At 73.9% G+C, this 2,267-nt stretch carries 3 protein-coding genes; 2 read left to right on the top strand and 1 reads right to left on the bottom strand.

The window, feature by feature from the left end:
* Positions 1-278 (top strand): nitronate monooxygenase (locus AB0C29_RS44585; protein WP_360833890.1); only part of this gene is annotated, 278 nt, incomplete at its 5' end.
* 7 nt (positions 279-285) lie between these two features.
* Here the strand turns inward: AB0C29_RS44585 and AB0C29_RS44580 are convergent.
* Positions 286-885, bottom strand: coding sequence for a DsbA family protein (locus AB0C29_RS44580; RefSeq protein WP_360833888.1), 600 nt, complete (start codon positions 883-885; stop codon positions 286-288).
* Between the two features lie 99 nt (positions 886-984).
* On the opposite strand from AB0C29_RS44580, the gene AB0C29_RS44575 reads away from it, so the two are divergent.
* The coding region (locus AB0C29_RS44575) for a PLP-dependent aminotransferase family protein (RefSeq protein ID WP_360833886.1) at positions 985-2,267 on the top strand (1,283 nt) is incomplete at its 3' end.

Here is a 2,267-nt window from a genome sequence, read left to right as displayed (position 1 = left end):
GCGAGGCGCATCGGGCGGCGCTGGGCAGCGACGGCGCCTCGACCGTGGTGACCCGGGCGTTCACCGGGCAACCGGCCCGCGGGCTGCGCAACCGGTTCACGGACGCGTACTCCGCGGACGCGCCGATCGGCTACCCGGCGGTGCACCACCTGACCGCGCCGATCCGGGCCGCCGCGGCTCGGGCCGGTGACGCCGGGGCGCTGCACCTGTGGGCCGGGACGGCGTTCGGCCAGGCCGCGCCGGGGACTTGCCGGGAGATCCTCGACCGGCTGAGCTGAACGCGGGTCAATCGAACGACAGCTCGCCGGTCCGGGTGCGCTTGAGCTCGAAGAAGTCCGGGAAGGAGGCCAGCGCCAGGGCGCCGTCGAAGATCCTGGCCGCCTGTTCGCCGCGCGGGATGCTGGACAGCACCGGGCCGAAGAACGCCACCCCGTCGATGTGCATGGTGGGTGTGCCGACGTCCTCGCCGACCGGGTCCATGCCCTCGTGGTGGCTCTTGCGCAGGGCCTCGTCGTAGTCGGTGCTGGTGGCGGCCGCGGCCAGCGTCGCCGGCAGCCCGGCCTCGGCCAGCGCCTGAACGACCACCGCGTCGAAGTCCTGCTGGCGGTGCTGATGGATGCGGGTGCCCAGCGCCGTGTAGAGGTCGCCCAGCACCTGCTCGCCGTGCTCCTGGGCGGCGGCGGTCACCACCCGGGCCGGGCCGAGCGACCGGTCGACCAGCTCGCGGTACCACTCCGGGAGCTCGCGGTGCTCGTTGAGCACGTACAGGCTCATCGGCCGGAAATGCAGCTCCAGCTCGCGCAGCCGCTGGACCTCCAGGATCCAGCGGGAGGTGATCCAGGCGAACGGGCAGGCCGCGTCGAAGTAGTAATCCACCCTGGTCACGTCGACTCCTTATCTGGTTGCCGGTTGAGCCTACGACGGTAGAGTGGCACCTCCCAAGGGCCAATCCGGTGCCTTCTGAGCAGACCAATCGCGGGGCCGATGAGCTTCCAGGTGCACCTGACCGGTTCGGGGGATCTTGTCGTCCAGGTCTACCGGCAGCTCCGGGAGGCCATCCTGGACGGCCGGCTGCGCCCCGGCGAGCGGCTGCCGCCCACCCGAGAGCTCGCCCGCAGCGCGGCGGTGTCCCGCAACACCGTCTCGACGGCGTACGAGCGGCTGCTGGCGGAGGGTTTCGTCACGGCGCGGGTCGGCTCGGGCACCTTCGTCGACGGCACTGCCGCCCTGGACCGGCCCGCCGGCGCCGCGCCCGGTGGCAGCCTCCAGCCCCGCGGGATCTGGCCGGAACTCGCCACGACCGATCCGCGGCGCCCGGAGCCCCGGTACGACCTGCGGGTCGGCACCCCGGACCCGGCGCTGTTCCCGTTGCCGTCGTGGCGTCGCCTGGTCAACCGGGAGCTGCGCACCGGCACCCTGGCCGCGGGCAGCTACGCCGACCCGGCCGGGCATCCCGCGTTGCGCGCCGCGGTGGCCCGCTGGCTGGGCATCTCCCGGTCGGTGCGCACCGGGCCCGGCGACGTGCTGGTCACCAACGGCGTCCAGCAGGCGCTCGACCTCATCGCCCGGGTGCTGGTGGAGCCCGGTGACGTCGTGGCGGTGGAGGAGCCGGGTTATCCGCCCGCCCGCCGGTTGTTCCGGTCCCACGGCGCCACCGTGGTCGGTGTGCCCGTCGACGAGGAGGGGCTGGTCGTCGACGCGCTGCCACCGGGGGCGCGGATCGTCTACACGACACCGTCGCACCAGTTCCCGCTGGGCGTGCCGATGTCGCACGCCCGGCGCCGGGAGCTGCTGTCGTGGGCGGAAGGGCACGGCAGCGCCGTCGTCGAGGACGACTACGACAGCGAGTTCCGCTTCGAGAGGAGGCCGCTGGAGCCGTTGCAGAGCCTCGACCGCGGCGGCCACGTCCTCTACGTGGGTTCCTTCTCCAAGACCATGCTGCCGGCGCTGCGGCTGGGATTCCTGGTCGCGCCGGCCACGCTGCTCCCGGCCCTGCGGCTGGCCCGGCAGGTCACCGACTGGCACGGCGACACCGGCACCCAGGCGGCCCTGGCGGCCTTCATCGAGGAGGGCCTGTTCGGCCGGCATCTGCGCACGGCCACCAAGGTGTACGGCGCCCGCCGCGCCCTGCTGCTCAACGCGCTGGACGGCGACCTGGGCCATCGGCTCGTTCCGGTGCCCTCGGTGGCCGGCCTGCACCTGACCGCCCACCTGCGCCCGGACGCCGGGGTGGACGCCGCCACCGTGGTCGCCCGGGCCGAGCGCGC

The organism is Actinoplanes sp. NPDC048791 (genome assembly GCF_040650095.1).
GTDB lineage: Bacteria > Actinomycetota > Actinomycetes > Mycobacteriales > Micromonosporaceae > Actinoplanes.
This window is presented reverse-complemented; position numbering and strand designations above follow the sequence as displayed.